This is a genomic window from Pantoea sp. ACRSB (assembly GCF_022346905.1).
Lineage (GTDB): Bacteria > Pseudomonadota > Gammaproteobacteria > Enterobacterales > Enterobacteriaceae > Pantoea > Pantoea piersonii.
Genome location: NZ_JAKRNL010000001.1, coordinates 607,756 through 625,359, shown reverse-complemented (window position 1 = coordinate 625,359; position 17,604 = coordinate 607,756). Strand labels below are relative to the sequence as shown.

Sequence of the window (17,604 nt, the reverse complement as noted above, 5' to 3'; positions counted from 1 at the left end):
CAGGTAAACTCCCGATATTCTTTTTTCAGGTTCGACGGTGTGGACATGGAACTCAAAGCGACATCGATGGGCAAACGGCTTGCCCAGCATCCCTATAACCGGGTTCGCCTGCTGGCGGCTGGGGTGGAAGTAAGCGGCGACCGGCACGAATACCTGATCCCTTTTAACGAACTGCTGAATATCAGCTGCAAGCGCGGCATGGTCTGGGGCGAACTGGAGTTTTTACTGCCTGACGACAAAGTTGTGCGGCTGCACGGCACCGAATGGCAGGAGACGCAGCGCTTTTATCACTATCTGCTCCAGGCCTGGCAGACGTGGAGCGCCGAGATGAGCGCTATTTGCGCCGCAGTGTTAAGCGAGCTAAAGCAGGAGATCGACCGCTTCGGCGAGCAGGATCGCTGGCTCAAACGCGGCGAGCTACAAGCGCTGCGCGCCACCATCGAAAAACAGTTCACCGCGCTGCCGCTGCCGCTGGCGCGCCTGGAGGAGTTTAGCGACTGCCGCACGCTCTACCTTGATTGCCAGCGCTGGCTTGAGCAGGGCGAAACGGCGCTGCGTCAGCGCAACCGCGACTGGACGGCGCGCATGTTGCGAGAACATCACGACTTTTTCGCCACGGTGGAAACGTCGCCGCTCAACGCGTCGCAGAGCGAAGCCGTGGTTAACGGCGAAGACGCGGTGCTGGTGCTGGCGGGCGCAGGCAGCGGCAAAACGTCGGTGCTGGTGGCGCGGGCGGGCTGGCTGCTGCGGCGCAAACTGGCCGCGCCCGATCAGATTTTGCTGCTGGCGTTTGGCCGTCAGGCGGCGGAAGAGATGAACGACCGCATCCGGTCGCGGCTGGGCGTCGCCGACATTCAGGCGCGTACCTTCCACGCGCTGGCGCTGCATATTATCCGCGAAGGCAGCAATAAGCAGCCGACAATCAGCAAGCTGGAAAGCGATACTGCGGCGCGTCATGCGCTGCTTATCGACATCTGGCGTCAGCAGTGCGACGAGAAAAAAGCGCAGGCGAACGGCTGGCGGCAATGGCTACGCGACGAGCTGGAGTGGGAGCTGCCCGAAGGCCATTTCTGGCAGGACGACAGGCTGGCGAAACGGCTGGCGTCGCGTCTTGAACGCTGGCTGGGGCTGATGCGGATGCACGGCGGCGCGCAGGCGGCAATGATCGCCGAGGCGCCGGAAGAGGTACGCGAACTGTTCAGCAAGCGAGTGAAGCTGATGGCACCGCTGTTGAAAGCCTGGAAGAGCGCGCTGAAAGAGGAGGGCGCGGTAGATTTTTCCGGGCTGATCCATCAGGCGATCGCCATCCTGAATAAAGGGCGTTTTATCAGCCCGTGGAAGCATATCCTGGTGGATGAATTTCAGGATATCTCACCGCAGCGTGCCGCTCTGCTTGCGGCGCTGCGCCAGCAGAACAAGCGCACCACCTTGTTCGCCGTGGGTGATGACTGGCAGGCAATCTATCGCTTCACCGGCGCGGAGATGACGCTGACCACCGCCTTTCATCACTATTTCGGCGAGGGAGATCGCTGCGTGCTGGATACCACCTATCGCTTCAACGATCGCATCGGCGATATCGCGAACCGGTTCGTCCAGCAGAATCCGCATCAGTTGCGTAAGCCGCTTAACAGCCTGACGAAGGGCACTAAAAAGGCGACAGGCCTGTTGCCGCAGGAGCAGCTGGAGCCGCTGCTGAACAAGCTGAGCGGTTACGCTAAGCCTGATGAACGCGTGCTGCTGCTGGCACGTTATCACCATCTGCGCCCGGAGGTGCTGGATAAAGCCAAAACCCGCTGGCCGAAGCTCAACCTCGACTTTATGACTATCCACGCCAGTAAAGGACAGCAGGCCGATTTTGTTATCCTGCTGGGTCTACAGGCGGGAAAAGAGGGCTTTCCCGCCGCGGCGCGTGAATCGGTAATAGAGCAGGCATTATTGCCGCAGCCGGAAGATTTCCCGGATGCGGAGGAGCGGCGTCTGGCTTATGTGGCGTTAACGCGTGCGCGTCAGCAGGTATGGTTGCTCTACGATCGCGAGCAGCCGTCACGCTTTGTCGAGCAGTTTCGTCAGCTCGGCGTGCCGCTGCTGCGTAAAGCCTGATCAGTTAAGGCGCGCCTGCAGGTAGCGCTCATAATCTGGGATAGCAATCTCTACCGGCTGCGCAAACAGCGGCGACTGAATAATAAAATTGGCCGTCGCGAGGTTAGTAGCGACAGGGATATTCCAGACGGTCGCGAGACGCAGCAGCGCTTTGACATCGGGGTCATGCGGCACCGCATTCAGCGGATCCCAGAAGAAGATCAGCACATCGATTTTCCCTTCCGCAATCAGCGCGCCGACCTGCTGATCGCCGCCCATCGGGCCGCTCAGCATCGCGTTAACGTTTAATCCGGTATGGCGATTAATCAGATTGCCGGTGGTGCCGGTGGCGTAAAGGATATGAGATTCAAGCGTGGGCTGGTTTTGTTTCACCCAGTCAAGCAGTGAAGCCTTGCAGTGATCGTGCGCAACGAGCGCGATATGTTTGCTGGGGCCAAGCGTACGAATGGTCTGTTCCATAAAGGCGTCCTGGTAAAATCGCGTGCCGAGAAGAGAGGCACGAGTTTACCCTGCGCCTTTCCCGCCTATCAACTTGTCCTTAACAATTTGACCAGCGACATAAATTGCTGACGGGTGGCTTGATCGAAGCGATGAAACCACTCTTTAATGGTCGGCGACTGCGCTTCATCAACCCAGACGAATTCAGCCTCGACGGGTGGGGTGGCTGACGCGCCGTCGCGGACGGCAGCGAACTGAGGGACAGAGGCGACCTGGCCGTTGCGGTTGTAAAGTTTCATCGCCTTTTCCATATCGCTTTCATCGGAAAGCGGCAGGCGATCGCGCCTGATATCAATCGCCTGTCCATGTTCATCTACCAGCTGGAAATTGAGCGTGCGATCGAAATGGTGGCGCTCGCGGCGAGTCTCCAGCGCAGGCAGACGGATAGTGATGGTTTTCACCTGCGCGTTGAAAGTTACGATCATTGGCGCTGACTGATAGCGCAGCGACGCATCTTTATGGGCGTCGCGCAGCTGCTCAACCCGGAACAGAAACTGATGCTGGCCGCGCTCCAGCTCAAGGCTATCGGCGCCTTTCAGCAGCGAGCCGGAAATTTTGCGCCCGTCCAGTACCAGCAGGTCAATCTGCGGATCAAGCTTCAGCGTGATGGCCTGGCAGGTTGCCGAGACGAGGAGAACAGTCAACCCCGTCACGACCAGAGAGAGTTTCATGTAGACTCCAGAATAGGGCGCAAAGTTTTGTGTGTAGCAAATTCTTACATTATGGCAGTAAATTTACATTTGAACATATGTTTTTGTGCGCCAGTGCAAAATATTGCTCTCTGGAGAGAAGCGGCAGGAAAAGTCGCCACTACATTTAATGCTCTGAAATGAGGAGAAAAAGATGAACGATCAAACTATTCGTGACGTGCTGACGCGCACTCAACGCATTGCACTGGTCGGCGCCAGCGATCGTCCAGACCGGCCGAGCTACGGCGTGATGAAATATCTGCTGGATCAGGGCTACGAGGTCATTCCGGTCAGTCCGAAACTTGCCGGTCAAACGCTGCTGGGGCAGAAAGCTTACGCGAAGCTGGAAGAGGTGCCGGGCAAAATCGACATGGTGGATGTGTTTCGCAATTCAGAAGCGGCGTGGGGCGTGGCGCAGGAAGCGATCGCTGCGGGCGCAGATACGCTCTGGCTGCAGCAGGGCGTGATCAACGAACAGGCCGCCGTGCTGGCGCAGGATGCTGGTCTGACCGTTATTATGGATCGCTGTCCTAAAATAGAGATTCCGCGGCTGGGCGTAACGCGACAGAAGCAATAGAATTCACAGGCGGCCTCTTATTGCCGCCTGTGATTAATGCCGCAGGCGCGGCGCCTGCAGCTGCTGGCGGATCGATGCGGCCAGTTCGTCCATCTCCGGCTGTTCCGGATGCTCTGAACTGGTTTCGCCGGAAAGCTGAATCTCTGCGATATAGGTATGCACCTGATCGCCTTCTTCATCTTCCATCACCACATGATACCAGGGCGCGCGGCGCAGCGTTTCAGCCGCTCCAACCTCATCCAGCTTCGGCGTATCCAGTGAATATTCAGGATCGACATCCACTATTACGCCCAGCACGCCTGAAAGACGATGCCGAACCTGCTGACCAATACCAAATTTAGTGGCAATCATAGTGACCTCCAGAAAAACTGCCTCCTGATCAATATGGCGTCAGAAGGCGCTTTTTCAAGTCACACCACACGACATGCAAAACCTTTCAGGTAGAGACCCTCAGGATAGCTGGCGATAACCGGGTGATCGGCCGCCTGGCGGAACTGCTCGATAAACTGCGCTTCGCGACCCGCGTCCAGCGCGGCGTCGGCCACGATTTTCTGGAACAGTTCGGTCGCCATCAGGCCAGAACAGGAGAAGGTCATCAGAATGCCGCCGGGGTTAAGCAGCTGCATCGCCAGCATATTGATATCTTTATAACCGCGGCAGGCGCCCGCCAGCTGATTTTTGTTTTCGACGAATTTTGGCGGATCCATCACGATCAGATCGAACTTCTCACCGGCGTCGCGGTAGCGGCGCAGCAGCTTGAACACATCATCGCGCAGGAAATGCGCGCGCGAGACATCCAGCTCGTTAAGTTCCACATTCTGGCGCGCCACGTCGAGCGCTTCCTGCGATGTATCCACGCTGATCACTTCGCGACAGCCGCCCATCAGCGCCGAGACGGCAAACCCGCCGGTATAGGAGAAGCAGTTGAGCACGCGCGCATCCTGCGCATAGCGACGCGTTGCCAGGCGGCTGTCGCGCTGATCGAGGTAGTAGCCGGTTTTATGCCCGCCCTGAATATCGACCAGTAGCTTCATGCCGTGTTCGGTAATCGGCAGCAGGGGCGGCGGGATTTCACCGGTGACCGGGCCCTGCGTCAGCTCCAGCCCCTCTTTTTTACGCACCGCCACATCGGAACGGTCATAGATAGCGCATTGCGGAAAGCAGTGCTGCAGCGCGGAGAGAATCGCGGGACGCTGATATTCCGCGCCTGCTGAGAGCAGCTGCAGCACCAGGAAGTTGCCGAAGCGATCGATAGTGACGCCAGGCAAACCGTCAGACTCGCCGGCAATCAGACGGTAGCTGTCTAGCCCGTCTTTCTGCGCCAGCCAGTCGCGCCACTGCCGCGCCTGTTCGAAACGGCGCACGAAGAAGGCGATATCAATCGATTCATCCTGTTGCCAGCTCCAGACGCGGGCGCGAATTTGCGACTGCGGCGAATACGCCGCGCGCGCAAGGAATTTGCCGTTATGGTCACAGACGTCAAGGGTTTCCCCCAGTTGCGCTTTACCTTCAAGGCGCGCGACGGCACCGGAAAACACCCACGGATGGCGGCGGAGCAGGGATTTTTCACGTCCCTTAGTGAGAATCAATCGAACGGTCATAGTTTGCTATGCTTACCTGAAAAAATGAGGCGCCATTGTCCGGCGGATAACGGGAAATTGCAACGCACAGCGGCAGGAGAGAGTGATGACAACAGCCTGTTATAAAATCTGGGTGCATGGCAGGGTGCAGGGTGTGGGATTTCGCTACAGCACCCAGGCGCAGGCGTCGCAGCTTGGCGTGCTGGGTTACGCTCGTAACCTTGATGACGGCAGCGTCGAGGTGCTGGCCTGGGGCGAGCCGGAAAAGGTCGACGCGCTTATCGCGTGGCTGAAAGCGGGCGGGCCGCGCGGCGCCCGCGTCGATCGCGTCCTGATGGAGCCGCATCAGCCTGCGGAGCCGCCGCGCCGTTTTACGACCGGTTGATCAGAGGCACTTCGCCGGTTTAGGCAGGCCGGCGATTTTAGTCGCCTGTTTCGCCGGGCCGTCCGGAAAGAGACGAAAGAGATAGCGGCTGTTGCCTTTCTCTTCGCCATACTTTTGCGCCATCGCTTTTACCAGCATGCGAATAGCGGGCGAGGTGTTGTACTCCAGATAGAAGGCGCGTACGAAACGCACCACTTCCCAGTGCGCGTCGCTCAGCGCGATGCCCTCATGTTGGGCGATCTGCTCAGCAAGGGCCTCGCTCCAGTCATCGCGATTTTTTAAATAGCCTTCGCCGTCAACGTCGATAGTTTTACCGTTAAATTCCACATCTGCTCCTTACTGCCTGATACGGCGGCATTCTAGCAAATTGCGCCGCCAGAAAAAGCAAAACCCCGCCGAAGCGGGGTAGGGATACCAGTCAGGCTATTTGCGGCTCAGCGCGTCATTAATCGTTGCGCGCAAAGCCCAACAGGCTCAGCAGGCTGACAAAGATATTGTAGAGCGAGACGTAAAGGCTGACGGTGGCGCGAATATAGTTGGTTTCGCCGCCATGAATGATATTGCTGGTTTCCCACAGGATCGCGCCGGCTGAAAAGAGAATAAACAGCGCGCTAAGCGCCATGTGCAGTGCAGGCAGCTGCAGGAACAGGTTAGCGATAACCGCCACCAGCAGCACGACAAAGCCCGCCATCATCATACCGCCGAGGAAGGACATCTCGCGGCGCGTGGTCAGCACATAGGCCGAGCAGCAGAAGAAAACCAGCGCGGTGCCGCCTAACGCCAGCGCAATCACGTCAGCCATGCCTGCGGCTAAAAATGTGCTCAGGATCGGGCCAAGGCAGTAGCCGAGAAAGCCGGTGAAAGCGAAGGCTGCCAGGATGCCCATCGGGCTGTCAGCCAGCTTGTGGGTAAGGAACATCAGGCCGTAGAAACCGACCAGCATTAAAATCAGACCCGGACCGGGCAGGCCCAGTACGGTGCTGGCGGTGGCGGTCACGGCGGAAAACGCCAGCGTCAGGCCGAGCAGAAAATAGGTATTGCGCAGCACCTTATGGGTACTAAGCAGAGATGTCCGTGAGGACGAAGTAATAAGTCTGTCCATAATGCGCTCCTTTATCAGAACACGACGTTTGCGCTGAGAATACGCAGCGGCCCCAAAACGGGAAAGGCGTTTTACCCTTCTTTACGCGATAAATCGCTGTTTCTCTGACCGGAATGGCGATTTCGCCAACGAATAACGCCGTTTTGGCTGTTTTTCAGGCGAATGAATTCGCACAGGCTTTACATCCTTCGGGGGGATGTTTATAGTGCGCCTCATTGCGGAGGGGTGGCCGAGCGGCTTAAGGCAGCGGTCTTGAAAACCGCCGATGGGAAACCATCCGAGAGTTCGAATCTCTCCTCCTCCGCCACTTTCCTGCTCAGTCAGGAACAGGCGATGCGATTATTGTCGTTTTGCCGATGCGTAAAGCATCAATCCGGAGGGATGGCCGAGTGGCTTAAGGCAGCGGTCTTGAAAACCGCCGATGGGAAACCATCCGAGAGTTCGAATCTCTCTTCCTCCGCCACACCAGAAAGGCCAGCACAATGTGCTGGCCTTTCGCATTTCTGCCCCTTCGCTTTTTACGCGTTCCGCTCTTCTCAGGCCGCTTTTGGTCAACTCTGCTATAGTCCACACACGGTTTTTGCAAACATCGGGCGCTTTTCGCGGCCTGGTTAGGTTACACTGTGGGTCGCTATGCTCTGAACAGAGCTAATTGGTTGATAGCCAGAGTGTTTCTCTACTGAACAAATGGAATAGGCACAATGATCAAGAAACTGAGTCTTTGCGCACTGTCGGTGCTTGCCGCACTGCCGATCGGCATGGCGGCACAGGCCGCTGATGGCGACATGCAGCTGCAACAGGTACTGATGTTTAGCCGTCACAACCTGCGCGCGCCGCTGGCCGATAACGGCAGCGTGCTGGAACAGTCGACGAAGAAAAGCTGGCCGCAGTGGAGCGTTCCTGGCGGACAACTCACCACCAAGGGCGGCGTGCTGGAAGTCTATATGGGCAACTACACGCGCCAGTGGCTGGCGCAGCAGGGCCTGGTGCAAAACGGCAGCTGCCCCGACAGCAGCAACGTTTTCGTCTATGCCAACAGCCTGCAGCGCACCGTCGCGACGGCTCAGTTCTTTGTCAACGGCGCTTTTCCGGGCTGTGATATTGCCGTGACCCACCAGGATGCGATGGGCACGATGGATCCGGTGTTCAATCCGGTGATTACCGACGACAGCGAAGCCTTTAACAAAAAGGCGCTGGCGGCGATGACGGCGGAAAATGAGAAGCTGGCGCTGAAGCCCGCGCTGCAGCAGCTGGATAAAATCGTCGATTACAAATCCGCGCCAGCCTGCAACAACAAAAAACAGTGCGATCTGAGCAGCGGCGATAACGTGTTCAGCGCGGAAAACGGCAAAGAACCGAACGTAAGCGGCCCGCTGAAAGTGGGCAACGCCTTAATGGACGCCTTTACGCTGCAATATTATGAAGGCTTCCCGCTTGAGCAGATCGCCTGGGGCCAGATCAAGACGCCAGAGCAGTGGAAATCCCTCTCTGCCATTAAAAATGGCTATCAGGATGCCCTGTTCACCAGTCCGGACGTCGCGCGCGAAGTCGCCGCGCCGCTGGTAGATTACATCCGCAGCCAGCTGGTGGATCAGGACAAAGCCAACGCGCCGAAAATCACCCTGATGGTGGGACACGACTCCAATATCGCCTCGCTGCTGAGCGCGCTGCAGGTCAAGCCTTATGAACTGCCGGGCACCTGGGAAAATACGCCAATCGGCGGCCAGGTCGTGTTTGAACGCTGGCACGATGCGAAAAACAACAAAGATCTGCTGAAGCTGGAGTATGTCTATCAGACCGCCGATCAGCTGCGCGACGGCGAGATGCTGAGCCTGAAAAACCCGCCGAAGCGCGTAACGCTGCAGCTGGAAGGCTGCCCGACGGACGGCAACGGCTACTGTAGCTGGGAGCAGTTTACTCAGGCGCTGAACGGCGCGCTGCAGGGTACGCCGATGGAGCCAGCTGCGCAGCCGCAGCCAGCCGCTGCAGCCGCAGGCAATAGCGACGCCGACAAGCCGGCGGAGAGCAAGCCTGCTGCTGATAAAGCTGCCGCAGACAAAGCCGCAGCGGAAAAGGCCGCAGCAGAGAAGGCCGCAGCGGAAAAAGCTGCCGCGCAGAAAGCCGCTGAAGCGAAAGCCGCAGAAGAGAAGGCGAAAGCCGCTGAAGAGAAAGCGAAGGCGGAGCGCGCCGCAGCGCAAAAAGCAGCCGCCGAGAAAGTCGCAGCCGATAAAGCGGCGGCAGACAAGGCGGGCACCGATAAGCCCGCCGACGCGCCTGCTCAAAAGCCCGTTGAGTCCGCTCAGAACAGCGACGCGAAACAGACCGTCACGCAGTAAACCTGCAGATGTGAAAAACCCCGCCGCGGCGGGGTTTTTTTATGGGCGAAGCAGATTAACCTGCGATCACCACCAGCTTCTGGTTAGCGAACTCTTTAATGCCGAGATCTGACAGCTCGCGGCCATAGCCGGAACGCTTAACGCCACCAAACGGCAGTTCGGCCGCGGTATCGCTCTGTGAGTTAATAAACACCATTCCGGTCTCAATCGCCGAGGCGACGCGACGGCCGCGCGCGGTGTCGCGCGTCCAGACAGAGCCGCCCAGCCCGTAATGGGAGTCGTTAGCCAGCGCAACGGCGGCGTTATCGTCGCCCACCACGTAAATCTGCGCCACTGGCCCAAAGAACTCCTGATAGTAAGCGGGATTGTCCGGCCTGATATCGGTCAGGATAGTGGGCTGGAAGTAACAGCCAACGCCCTCGACCGCTTTGCCGCCGATCAGCAGCGTCGCGCCGTTCTGCACCGCTTCATCGACCTGTTTCGTCAGGCGATCGCGCGCATCTTTTGAGGAGAGCGGGCCGAGCGTGGTCTGTTCGTCCAGCGGATCGCCCATGCGCGCCGCTTTCAGCGCTGCGCTGAATTTATCAATAAAGGCGCTGGCAATCTTTTCATGCAGAATAAAACGCTTGGCGGCGGTACAGACCTGGCCGCAGTTGCTGAGACGAGCCTGCGCACCCTGACGCACCGCCTCGTCGATATCGGCGTCGTCAAGTACTACAAAGACGTCGTTGCCGCCCAGTTCCAGCGTCGATTTCTTGAGATATTTACCCGCCTGCTGCGCCACGGCGCTGCCGGCGCGTTCTGAACCCGTCAGCGCGACGCCCTGCACGCGGTCGTCGGCGATCAGATCTGCCACCTGGTCGCTGTCGATAAACAGGTTCGTCCAGGCACCTTCCGGCGCGCCCGCCTCTTTAACCAGCTTGTCAAACACGTCGGCGCAGTGGGGCACGATATTCGCGTGTTTCGCCAACACCGGATTGCCCAGCGCAAGATTAGGCGCCAGCACGCGCATCAGCTGATAGTAAGGGAAATTCCACGGCTCGACGGCGACCAGTACGCCAATCGGATGATACTCTACCCAGGCCTCGCCCAGCTCGCTGGGGTAGGGCTGCGGTTTCAGAATCTCCGCCGCGTGTTCAGCGTAATAACGCGCGATCTGCGCGCAAATCTTCACTTCCCCACGGCTCTGACCAATCAGCTTGCCCATCTCCTTGCTGGCGATAGCGGCCAGCTCGTCAACCCGGCTTTCAATCAGATCGGCCAGCTTCGCCAGCACCTGCAGACGCGGCTGCATATCGCCTTTGCTCCATGAAGAGTGGAACAGACGATCGGCGGTCTCCAGCGCCTGGCTTACCGCTGCGGCGTCGTGAGACGGCCAGCTTTTCAGCAGCTGATTATTCGCGGGGTTAATGCTCTGATAGGAAGACATAGATTCTCCTTGGTCAGTAAAAAAGGTGAGGCGGGAAATCCCGCCTCGCAATCAGATATTTTTACGCTCTACCGGCGTGTCGTCCCATGTCAGGACGTCGGCGTCCGTCTTGTCAAAGGCGCGAAACAGCACGTCATCATTGCCTTGCTGACGCCAGATCTCTTCTGCCAGCCTTTCGTCATAGTTGGCCACTTCGAAAATGGCTTCCGCGATTTCCGGGGAGGTGTGACGCAGCGTGGCCCATTCGCCAACGTGGTGTGCTTTCGCTTGATCGTTTGACATAATCTTCTCCTGAGTGAACTTACCCTTTGAGTTTTACCGTCAGCCCGGCAACGTGCTCGCCCTGATAGCGGGCGATGTTCAGTTCCTCTTCCGTGGGCTGGCGCGAGCCGTCGCCTCCCGCCAGGGTGGTGGCACCGTAGGGGGTGCCGCCGCGAACCTGCGAGATATCGAATAGCTCTTTCGTACCGTAACCAATCGGAACAATGACCATGCCGTGGTGCGCCAGCGTGGTCCAGACCGAGGTAATGGTCTGCTCCTGGCCGCCGCCGGTTCCGGTTGATGTGAAGACGCTGGCGACCTTGCCGTACAGCGCGCCGGAAGCCCATAAGCCGCCGGTGCGATCCCAGAAGGTGCGCATCTGTCCGGACATATTGCCGAAGCGCGTCGGCGTGCCGATCAGAATGGCGTCATACTGCGGCAATATTTCAGGCGTCGCTTCCGGCGCTGCCTGATCGGTTTTTCCGCCGACCTGGGCGAAACGCTCCGCATCCATGGTTTCCGGCACGCGCCGGATATCGACGTCAACGCCCGGAACGCGGCGCGCGCCTTCCGCAACCGCGTTCGCCATGGTTTCGATATGTCCATACATTGAGTAATAAAGCACCAGAATTCTGGCCATTGCGCTCTCCATAGGATGTGAAAACCTAAGCAGAAGTATAGAAGAGCTTTCCAGCCCTGCGGCGAGATCGCAAAATTTGCGGTTTTTCTGATGCATTGCATTCCCGTCTCGACCTGCGCACAATGGCGCCCGTTGAATCGCTGAAGGTGAGATATGTCGGACGTTTCCCGCACTCTGGCCCTGCGCGTTACGCGCGAAGAGCTGGTGCTGATTTTTATTACCATGATCTGGGGCGGCACCTTTCTGGTGGTGCATCGCGCAATGGCCTGGTCAGGGCCGTTCTTTTTCGTCGGTCTGCGCTTTGCCACCGCCGCGCTCATTCTCGGCTTTCTGTTTCGTCGCACGCTGGCGGGCACCACGCGGCAAGAGCTGGTCGCTGGCGCGCTAATCGGCCTGTCGATTGCGGGCGGTTACGGCCTGCAAACCTGGGGCATGCAGACCATCTCCAGCAGCCAGTCCGCCTTTTTGACCGCGCTCTATGTGCCGGTCGTGCCGCTGTTGCAGTGGCTGTTTCTGCGGCGTCCGCCGGGATTAATGGCGTGGTGCGGCATTCTTCTGGCCTTTCTCGGGCTGCTGCTGGTGGCTGGCCCGCAGGATGGCCGTATCAGCCTTAACCAGGGCGAAATCGCTACCTTACTCAGCACGCTGGCGATTGCCGCCGAAATTATTCTGATAAGCCGCTTTGCCGGGCAGGTCGATGTGCGTCGCGTCACGCTGATTCAGCTTGCGGTCGCCTCGCTGTCTGCCTTCGCGCTGATGGTGCCGAACGGCGAGTCGCTTCCGGCACTCAGTCCGACCCTGCTGCTGAGCGCGCTGGGCCTCGGCGCGGCCAGCGCGCTGATACAGGTGACGATGAACTGGGCGCAGCGCAGCGTGTCGCCGACGCGCGCCACCGTGATATATGCTGGCGAGCCGGTCTGGGCGGGCGTGGTAGGGCGCATCGCGGGGGAGAGGCTGCCGGCGGCCGCGATCCTTGGCGGCGCGCTGATCGTCTGCGGCGTTATCGTCAGCGAGCTGAAGCTGAAACGAAAAAAAGCGGCGCCCGCCGCGCCGCTGAAATAATTATCCCTGCTGTCGCGCCGGGCGCTCCGTCAGGGCCGCGCCGCGACGGCGCAGGATGGCGTTGAGCAGGATAGCGCCAAAGGTGGCGGTGCCGATGCCGCCCAGGGTAAAGCCACCGATCTTCAGCGAGAAATCGCCTGCGCCCAGCACCAGCGTCGTGGCGACCATAATCAGATTGCCGTTCTGGCTGAAATCCACATGGTTCTGCACCCAGATCCGCGCACCCGCAACCGCTATCAGGCCGAAAACCACAATCGAGGCGCCGCCGATAACCGGCGCGGGAATGGCGTGGATCAGCGCGCCGAACTTCGGCGAAAAGCCGAGTATCAGGGCGATCACCGCCGCCGCGACGAACGCCAGCGTTGAATAGACTTTGGTGACCGCCATAACGCCGATATTTTCCGCATAGGTCGTGACGCCGCTGCCGCCGATGGAGCCGGAGATAAGCGTCGCCAGACCATCGCCGACAAAAGCGCGGCCCATCCAGGGATCGAGATTGCGGCCGGTCATGCCCGCGACGGCCTTCAGATGGCCAAGATTCTCCGCAACCAGAATAATCGCCACCGGCGCAATCATTACCATCGCCTGGATATCAAAACCAGGCGCGGTGGTGTGCGGCATGCCGAACCAGGCCGCCTGCGCGACGCCGCTAAAATCGACCGGCTTGCCGAACCCCAGCACGTTGGTCAGCAGCGCGTAAAGCGCCCAGGCGACGATTAACCCCACCAGGATCAGCAGACGCTGCACCATGCCATGCGTAAAAACCGCCACCAGCCCGATAGCGAGCACCGTCATCACCGCCATCCAGCTCTCAAAGCCCGATGCCGCCACGCTGTGTACCGCGATGGGCGCGAGGTTAAGCCCAATCGCCATCACCACAGCGCCGGTGACCACAGGCGGCATCAGGCGCTCAATCCAGCGCGTGCCGACTTTCATCACCACCAGACCGATAAGCGTGTAGAGCGCCCCACAGGCGATAATTCCGCCGAGCGCGACGCTGAGATGCGGATTGAGTCCCTGACCATTAAAGCCGGTCACGGCGATCACCACGCCGACAAAGGCCGCGCTGGAGCCGAGGTAGCTGGGCACGCGTCCGCCGGTTACCACAAAAAAGAGCAGCGTGCCGATGCCTGACACCAGAATCGACAGATTGGGATCGAGGCCCATCAGCAGCGGCATCAGTACGGTCGCGCCGAACATCGCTACCGCATGCTGCAGCCCGAGGATGACCGTTTGTCCAAACGGCAGCGTCTCATCCGGGGCGATAAGCCCGCCGTCCGTTAGCGCCGTCTTTTTACGCCATTGAGGAAACCAGGAGCTTGCCATCGTTATCTCCAGAAAGTGAGGGATTGTGCCGCGCAAGGCGGATTAGCGGGCATCCTGCCGCAGCAGCGGACAGTAGCCGCGATCGAACCAGGCCAGCCCATGCGCTTCGTCGCTGCGACTTAGCGCCAGCACCTCGCAAAACAGTACGTCATGCGTGCCGACGCGGGTAATTTCACTGATGCGACAGTCGAAAGAGATCAGCGCGCCTTCGAGCATCGGCGAGCCGGTCACGCCGTCACGCCACTGCGCCGCCTGAAAGCGCTCCGCCACGGGCGTTTTACCGCCAAACAGGCTGGAAAGCGCCTCCTGACCCGCCGCCAGGGTATTGACGCAAAGCTGGCGGTTGGCGTCGAACACCGACCATACCGAGGCCGAACGATTGAGACAGACCAGCAGCGTCGGTGGCGTATCGGTCACGCTGCATACTGCCGAAGCGGTGAATCCAGCGCGACCGGCCGGGCCATCGGTGGTGATGATATTGACGGCGGCGCCAAGGCGCGCCATCGCGTCGCGAAACGCCTGTTTTTCTACCGCAACGGCGTCTGGCATAAGAGAAAGGGTGCTCATTAACGTCTCCTCAGCTGGCGGCGCGCGACGGCGCGGCCTCGCTCTGGTTAAGCCACTGCAGCAGCAGCGTATTAAAGCCTTCTGCATCGGTCACGCTCATCGCATGCCCGCCCCAGGCCATCGTAATCTGCTGCGCGTTAGGCAGCGCATCGGCCAGCTGCGTGCTGCAGCTCCAGGGCACCAGCATGTCATCCTGACTGCAGATCGCCAGCACCGGCTGCCGGATGCGCGCGGCCAGCGGCGTGAAGTCGGCACCCATCAGGGCTTCCAGACGACGCAGCAGGTTGTCGCGTCCCTGAAAATGGGTAATATGCGCCGCCTCCTCCTCGGCGAGACGCTGCTGATGCTGCGCCATCCACTCCGCCGGATAGAGAAACAGCGGCTGCGCGCGCGCAAAGGCCTCAACGCCAACCTTGAGCAGCAGATCCTGCCGCACCTGAAAGCAGCGCCGCGTATGGGGATGCAGCCGTAGCCAGCCGTTGATCACCGCCACGCGCTCCACCTGCTCCGGGTAATCCAGCGCCAGCTGCAGGCCCACCAGACCGCCCAGCGCATGACCAATCACGCCAAAGCGCGCAATGCCGCGCCGCGCCAGCGCCGCCGCCAGCTCGGTCGCCATCATCGCCATGGAGTAGTCGAGCGGCAGCGCCTCTGCGCTGCGCCCGGTGCCGCGCTGGTCGTAGAGCACTACGCGATAGCGCGCGCTCAGCGCCGCCAGCTGCGGCTGCCAGAAACCCGCTACGCCGCCTAAGCCCGATGCGAGCACCAGCGTCGGTGCCGCTGAGTCCTGACGTCCTACTATCTCCAGATGCATCACGCCTCCCGCTGACCGATATGCGCTACGCTGGCGATCTCTACCAGCGCATCGGGTTTTACCAGGCCGCACTGGATGCAGAAGCGTGCGGGTTTGTCGCCAGCGAAATAGTCGGCATAAACCTGATTAATAGCGGCGTAGTCACGCCAGTCGGTGAGAAAAATAGAGTTGAAGGTGACATCCTCAAGCGTGCCGCCCGCGGTTTCTATTACGTTTTTAATCGTTTCCAGTACGTGACGCGTCTGCGCGGCGGCGTCGCCGATATGGACAACGTTGTTCTCTTTGTCGAACGGCAGGGTACCGGAGACATACACCACGCCGTCAGCCAGCGTGCCCGGGACAAAAGGGGCGATCGACGCGGCGGTACCCGGCGGAATAATGACAGATTTCGGCATCGCGTTACTCCTTATGGCCCTGCAGGCTTTCGCAGAAGGCGTCTACGCTGGTGACCCAGCCAAAAAAGGTTTCGATATTGAAAATCGCCGCCTGCTGGGCGAAGGGCGGGCCCGCCTGGTAAGTCGCGTCTTCCAGCACCACGCCGAAATATTCAAGGAAAAAACCGTCGCGCAGCGTCGACTCCACGCAGACATTGGTCGCGATGCCGGTAAAAATCAGATGACGAATGCCGCGGCTGCGCAGGATGCTGTCGAGCGGCGTATTGAAAAAGCCGCTGTAACGCGGTTTCGGCAGCACAATGTCGCCCGGCTGCGGCTGTAGCGCATCCACCAGCGCATAATCCCAGCTGCCCTTCGCCAGCAGCGTGCCCTGTAGCTCAGGCCGTTTACGCATGGTTTTCAGCGCGTTGGATTTATGAAAGTTGGGCGAACCGGCGTCACCCGCCTCGATATAGTGCGGGTCCCAGCCGTTCTGGAACCAGATAATCTGCACGCCTGCCGCGCGCGCGGCGGCAACGGCCTGCGCGATCTTTTCTGTAACCGGCGCGGTGGCGGAGACGTCGAAACCCGCCAGGTCGAGATAGCCGCCAGGCGTGGCGTAGGCGTTTTGCATATCCACCACGACCAGCGCGCTTTGCGCGGGCGGAAAGGCGATCGCTTCCGGGCGAGCGGGCAGTTCAACCTGCGGCAAGGTCTGGGTATGGGCGCAGTAAACGGTACTCATCAGGCGACCTCTCTGTTGTCGTTAATCTGGCTGCGGCACTGCATCAGCGGCTGAATATGCTGGCCGAAATCCTCAATCCCCTGCAGGAAGTCATCAAAGGTGAGCAGCACGCCCTGCGCGCCTTCAACCTGTGCCACCTCATCCAGCATGCGCGCCACGCTGGCGTAGGAGCCGACCAGCGTGCCCATATTGATATTGACGGCGGAGGTAGGATCGGCCATTTGCCGCACGTTGGTGTCGCTGCCGGAGCGCTTATCCTGCTGGCTTTGCGTGGTCAGCCAGGCGAGCGCTTCGTCGTCGGCACCAGCTTTGTAATGCTCCCATTTTGCGCGCGCCGCCTCGTCGCTCTCGGCGGCGATAATCATAAACAGCACGTAGGAGCCGACGTCGCGACCCGCCTTGTCCGCCGCCTGCTTCATTCGCGCGGCGGTTGGGGCAAAGGCGGCTGGCGTATTGACGCCCTTGCCGAAGCAGAAGTTGTAGTCGGCATGCTGCGCAGAAAACGCCATGCCCGCGTCGCTTTGACCCGCGCAGATCACCTTCATCGGTTTCTGCGGCTGCGGACTGACGCGGCAGTCGTTCATGGTGAAGAACTCGCCTTTGAAATCGGACTGGCCGCTGCCCCAGAGATCGCGTAACACGGTGACATATTCGGTCAGGTAGTCGTAGCGGCGGCTAAAGTAGTCATCGCCCGGCCAGAGGCCCATCTGTTCATATTCCGGTTTCTGCCAGCCGGTCACCAGGTTGACCCCGAAGCGGCCGCCGGAGATCGAGTCGATGGTTGACGCCATGCGCGCCACGATGGCGGGCGGCAGCGTCAGCGTGGCGGCGGTTGCATAGATTTCAATACGCGACGTGACGGCGGCCAGGCCAGCCATCAGGGTGAAAGATTCAAGGTTGTGATCCCAGAACTCGGTTTTGCCGCCGAAGCCGCGCAGCTTGATCATCGAAAGCGCAAAGTCGAAGTGGTAGCGCTCCGCCTTTTGTACGATCGCCTTGTTCAGTTCGAAGGTCGGTTTGTACTGCGGGGCGTGGGTGGAAATCAGCCAGCCGTTGTTACCAATCGGAATGAAAACGCCAATCTTCATATCAAACCCTCTTTGCCGGTAGTTAAACGGT

General features: G+C 59.7%; 20 protein-coding genes and 2 tRNA genes. 7 read left to right on the top strand and 15 right to left on the bottom strand.

The features are described 5' to 3' along the window. The first annotated feature begins 45 nt into the window (after nt 1-45). Complete coding sequence (gene helD, locus MHZ89_RS03145; protein ID WP_311781817.1) at nt 46-2,100, top strand: DNA helicase IV; 2,055 nt, start codon at nt 46-48, stop codon at nt 2,098-2,100. Here helD and mgsA read toward each other — a convergent pair whose 3' ends face one another. Continuing rightward, nucleotides 2,101-2,559 (bottom strand): methylglyoxal synthase, encoded by a 459-nt coding sequence (mgsA, locus tag MHZ89_RS03140; protein ID WP_311781816.1) that lies wholly within the window; start codon nt 2,557-2,559, stop codon nt 2,101-2,103. A 68-nt stretch (nt 2,560-2,627) separates the two neighbouring features. Beyond that, entirely contained in the window at nt 2,628-3,269 is a 642-nt protein-coding gene (locus MHZ89_RS03135; RefSeq protein ID WP_311781815.1) for a DUF2057 family protein, read from the bottom strand. 172 nt (nt 3,270-3,441) lie between these two features. On the opposite strand from MHZ89_RS03135, the gene MHZ89_RS03130 reads away from it, so the two are divergent. After that, complete coding sequence (locus MHZ89_RS03130) at nt 3,442-3,864, top strand: CoA-binding protein (protein WP_311781814.1); 423 nt, start codon at nt 3,442-3,444, stop codon at nt 3,862-3,864. A gap of 33 nt (nt 3,865-3,897) precedes the next feature. On the opposite strand, the gene hspQ is transcribed toward MHZ89_RS03130, so the two are convergent. Beyond that, nucleotides 3,898-4,215, bottom strand: a complete 318-nt coding sequence (gene hspQ / locus MHZ89_RS03125) for a heat shock protein HspQ (RefSeq protein WP_311781813.1) — start codon at nt 4,213-4,215, stop codon at nt 3,898-3,900. A gap of 59 nt (nt 4,216-4,274) precedes the next feature. Then, nucleotides 4,275-5,465, bottom strand: a complete 1,191-nt coding sequence (gene rlmI, locus MHZ89_RS03120; protein WP_311781812.1) for a 23S rRNA (cytosine(1962)-C(5))-methyltransferase RlmI — start codon at nt 5,463-5,465, stop codon at nt 4,275-4,277. An 85-nt stretch (nt 5,466-5,550) separates the two neighbouring features. Here rlmI and yccX point away from each other — a divergent pair, with 85 nt between their 5' ends. Then, nucleotides 5,551-5,829, top strand: a complete 279-nt coding sequence (gene yccX, locus MHZ89_RS03115; RefSeq protein ID WP_311781811.1) for an acylphosphatase — start codon at nt 5,551-5,553, stop codon at nt 5,827-5,829. Here yccX and tusE read toward each other — a convergent pair whose 3' ends face one another. Continuing rightward, nucleotides 5,830-6,156, bottom strand: coding sequence for a sulfurtransferase TusE (tusE, locus tag MHZ89_RS03110; RefSeq protein ID WP_311781810.1), 327 nt, complete (start codon nt 6,154-6,156; stop codon nt 5,830-5,832). 118 nt (nt 6,157-6,274) lie between these two features. Then, the gene (gene yccA / locus MHZ89_RS03105) at nt 6,275-6,931 is read right to left on the bottom strand and encodes an FtsH protease modulator YccA (RefSeq protein ID WP_311781809.1); all 657 of its coding nucleotides are present in this window, start codon (nt 6,929-6,931) and stop codon (nt 6,275-6,277) included. A gap of 219 nt (nt 6,932-7,150) precedes the next feature. On the opposite strand from yccA, the gene MHZ89_RS03100 reads away from it, so the two are divergent. The 3 genes from MHZ89_RS03100 to agp all read left to right on the top strand — a co-directional run bounded on the left by MHZ89_RS03100 (nt 7,151) and on the right by agp (nt 9,267). Continuing rightward, nucleotides 7,151-7,238 (top strand) — tRNA-Ser (locus MHZ89_RS03100). Between the two features lie 68 nt (nt 7,239-7,306). Continuing rightward, nucleotides 7,307-7,394 (top strand) — tRNA-Ser (locus MHZ89_RS03095). Between the two features lie 238 nt (nt 7,395-7,632). Then, complete coding sequence (agp, locus tag MHZ89_RS03090) at nt 7,633-9,267, top strand: bifunctional glucose-1-phosphatase/inositol phosphatase (RefSeq protein WP_311781808.1); 1,635 nt, start codon at nt 7,633-7,635, stop codon at nt 9,265-9,267. Between the two features lie 55 nt (nt 9,268-9,322). Here agp and MHZ89_RS03085 read toward each other — a convergent pair whose 3' ends face one another. From MHZ89_RS03085 to wrbA, 3 genes are read right to left on the bottom strand one after another with little or no spacing between them, the layout of a single operon-like run. Continuing rightward, a complete protein-coding gene (locus MHZ89_RS03085; protein WP_311781807.1) occupies nt 9,323-10,696 on the bottom strand; it encodes an NAD-dependent succinate-semialdehyde dehydrogenase in 1,374 nt (457 codons plus the stop codon). A gap of 51 nt (nt 10,697-10,747) precedes the next feature. Continuing rightward, entirely contained in the window at nt 10,748-10,978 is a 231-nt protein-coding gene (locus tag MHZ89_RS03080) for a YccJ family protein (RefSeq protein ID WP_311781806.1), read from the bottom strand. A 19-nt stretch (nt 10,979-10,997) separates the two neighbouring features. Next, complete coding sequence (gene wrbA / locus MHZ89_RS03075; RefSeq protein WP_311781805.1) at nt 10,998-11,597, bottom strand: NAD(P)H:quinone oxidoreductase; 600 nt, start codon at nt 11,595-11,597, stop codon at nt 10,998-11,000. 153 nt (nt 11,598-11,750) lie between these two features. Here wrbA and MHZ89_RS03070 point away from each other — a divergent pair, with 153 nt between their 5' ends. Further along, nucleotides 11,751-12,659 carry a DMT family transporter gene (locus MHZ89_RS03070; RefSeq protein WP_311781804.1) on the top strand — a complete coding sequence of 303 codons (909 nt, stop codon included), beginning with the start codon at nt 11,751-11,753 and terminating at the stop codon, nt 12,657-12,659. On the opposite strand, the gene rutG is transcribed toward MHZ89_RS03070, so the two are convergent. The 6 genes from rutG to rutA are packed head-to-tail and all read right to left on the bottom strand — an operon-like array spanning nt 12,660 to nt 17,573. Further along, nucleotides 12,660-13,985, bottom strand: a complete 1,326-nt coding sequence (gene rutG, locus MHZ89_RS03065; RefSeq protein WP_311781803.1) for a pyrimidine utilization transport protein G — start codon at nt 13,983-13,985, stop codon at nt 12,660-12,662. Nucleotides 13,986-14,027: 42 nt separating this feature from the next. Continuing rightward, complete coding sequence (rutF, locus tag MHZ89_RS03060; RefSeq protein ID WP_311781802.1) at nt 14,028-14,552, bottom strand: NADH-dependent FMN reductase RutF; 525 nt, start codon at nt 14,550-14,552, stop codon at nt 14,028-14,030. Between the two features lie 10 nt (nt 14,553-14,562). Then, nucleotides 14,563-15,366, bottom strand: coding sequence for a pyrimidine utilization protein D (gene rutD, locus MHZ89_RS03055; RefSeq protein WP_311781801.1), 804 nt, complete (start codon nt 15,364-15,366; stop codon nt 14,563-14,565). Continuing rightward, nucleotides 15,366-15,761: a pyrimidine utilization protein C gene (gene rutC / locus MHZ89_RS03050; RefSeq protein WP_311781800.1), complete on the bottom strand. Its 396-nt coding sequence runs from the start codon at nt 15,759-15,761 to the stop codon at nt 15,366-15,368. Before rutC ends, rutD begins: the two co-directional genes overlap by 1 nt. 4 nt (nt 15,762-15,765) lie before the next feature. After that, a complete protein-coding gene (gene rutB, locus MHZ89_RS03045; protein ID WP_311781799.1) occupies nt 15,766-16,485 on the bottom strand; it encodes a pyrimidine utilization protein B in 720 nt (239 codons plus the stop codon). After that, the gene (gene rutA / locus MHZ89_RS03040; protein WP_311781798.1) at nt 16,485-17,573 is read right to left on the bottom strand and encodes a pyrimidine utilization protein A; all 1,089 of its coding nucleotides are present in this window, start codon (nt 17,571-17,573) and stop codon (nt 16,485-16,487) included. The genes rutB and rutA overlap by 1 nt, the downstream gene beginning before the upstream one ends. Nucleotides 17,574-17,604: the final 31 nt, after the last annotated feature.